This is a genomic window from Paeniclostridium hominis, assembly GCF_014306135.1.
Classification (GTDB): Bacteria; Bacillota; Clostridia; order Peptostreptococcales; family Peptostreptococcaceae; genus Paraclostridium; species Paraclostridium hominis.
Genome location: NZ_JACRWD010000024.1, coordinates 1 through 1647 on the forward strand (window position 1 = coordinate 1; position 1647 = coordinate 1647).

Annotated in this window: 2 protein-coding genes and 5 tRNA genes; all 7 read left to right on the forward strand. The window is 32.2% G+C overall.

Annotated features, from left to right (window positions below; all coding sequences use genetic code 11):
- Positions 1–42: 42 nt before the first annotated feature.
- The 7 genes from H8891_RS14950 to H8891_RS14980 all read left to right on the forward strand — a co-directional run bounded on the left by H8891_RS14950 (position 43) and on the right by H8891_RS14980 (position 1341).
- Positions 43–119 (forward strand) — tRNA-His (locus tag H8891_RS14950).
- A gap of 8 nt (positions 120–127) precedes the next feature.
- Positions 128–203: transfer RNA gene (locus tag H8891_RS14955), tRNA-Lys, on the forward strand.
- Between the two features lie 21 nt (positions 204–224).
- Positions 225–298, forward strand: a tRNA-Cys gene (locus tag H8891_RS14960).
- Between the two features lie 8 nt (positions 299–306).
- A tRNA-Arg gene (locus tag H8891_RS14965) sits at positions 307–383 on the forward strand.
- 9 nt (positions 384–392) lie between these two features.
- Positions 393–468 (forward strand) — tRNA-Val (locus H8891_RS14970).
- Positions 469–650: 182 nt separating this feature from the next.
- Complete coding sequence (locus H8891_RS14975; protein ID WP_147548240.1) at positions 651–902, forward strand: DUF2508 family protein; 252 nt, start codon at positions 651–653, stop codon at positions 900–902.
- Positions 903–927: 25 nt separating this feature from the next.
- Positions 928–1341 (forward strand): hypothetical protein, encoded by a 414-nt coding sequence (locus H8891_RS14980; RefSeq protein ID WP_187007009.1) that lies wholly within the window; start codon positions 928–930, stop codon positions 1339–1341.
- Positions 1342–1647: the final 306 nt, after the last annotated feature.

Below are 1647 nucleotides of genomic sequence, written 5' to 3' on the forward strand. Positions count from 1 at the left end.
ATGGGGCCGGGGGTTCGAGTCCCTCCACCTCGACCAATTATGGTGGGTATAGCTCAGTTGGTTAGAGCGCCAGATTGTGGCTCTGGAGGTCGTGAGTTCGACTCTCATTATCCACCCCATATAAGTTGATCCATTAGCTCAGTCGGTAGAGCACCTGACTTTTAATCAGGGTGTCCCGCGTTCGAGTCGCGGATGGATCACCATTTTTTTATATATGTAAAAGTGGCGACATAGCCAAGTGGTAAGGCAGTGGACTGCAACTCCTTGATCCCCAGTTCGAATCTGGGTGTCGCCTCCATACAAATTGCGCCTATAGCTCAACTGGATAGAGTGTCTGACTACGAATCAGAAGGTTAGGGGTTCGAGTCCCTTTGGGCGCACCATATATATCCGGGATTATAGCTCAGCTGGGAGAGCACCTGCCTTACAAGCAGGGGGTCACAGGTTCGAGCCCTGTTAATCCCACCAGTGCAAAACATCTAATTCATTGAATTAGATGTTTTTTTATTTAATAAAGTTTATAATTAATATATAGTATTGTCAAAATCACATTAAAAAGTTAATATATACATAAAAATATGAACTATATGTATACGTGAAGTAATATTTGTCAAGATTCTAGGTATATATGTAAAATACAGGAGGATGTTATGCCTAGAATAAAAAGTAAAAAAACAAATATAGAAAACGAAAAAATCATAAAAGAAATAAAAGCAGCTCAGTTAGAAATTAAAAATGCAGAAAACTTTTTTCAATATGTTAGTGATCCAGAATTAGTAGATGTGGCTATATATGATTTAGAATCAAAGAAATCAAAATATTCATATCTTATCAGAATGGCTAAAGAAAAAGGAGTAAAATACTCATTGAAAGATTGTCTAATTGAAGCTATAGCAAAATAATCAATATAGATGAGGAGAATTGTATATGTACATACTATTTGGGAATGAAATTGTAGATAGCGAAGAAATAAGATCAATAATAGAAAATGAAAGTCCTTTTAGAGTAGATAAGGATTTAAGTAAAGGGTCTAAGAGAGAAGATACTATAGCATATCAAATAAGCATAGATGTAGAAGAACTAAATAATATAATAAAAGAAGAATACGATATAAGTGAAATGGAAAATGAAGATTTATTCGATGAATATATGACATTAACAGATGAAATTGGTGTAGATTTAGAAGAATTAATGCCAGAAGGGGCTATATTAAATGTTAGATCGTATAAATGGGATAATTCAGACGATAGAATAAAAGCTGTGGTAGCTATAACTCATGAAGAACTTGGAGAAATGAAATTAATGGATATAACTAAAAGATTACTTACTCAAGTAGATTAGTAGAGACTAAAATAGTTAGTATAATTGGGTTTATAGATCTAATTATACTAATTATTTATTGAAAAAATATATGGTTAATTTAACATATAAATAAAAAATAAAAAAAGTTTTTAAAAAAGTATTGACGATATTAAAATGAGATGGTATAGTATTACTTGTCCTTGAGAAAAGGGCAAACACGAAAGATAAAATGAACTTTGAAAATTAAACAGTAGGTTAATTATAAAAATTCTTTTTAAAGAATTAAACAACAAACAACCAAGCCAGATATTCAGATAATGATAGCTGAGCAATTGGACAACTTTT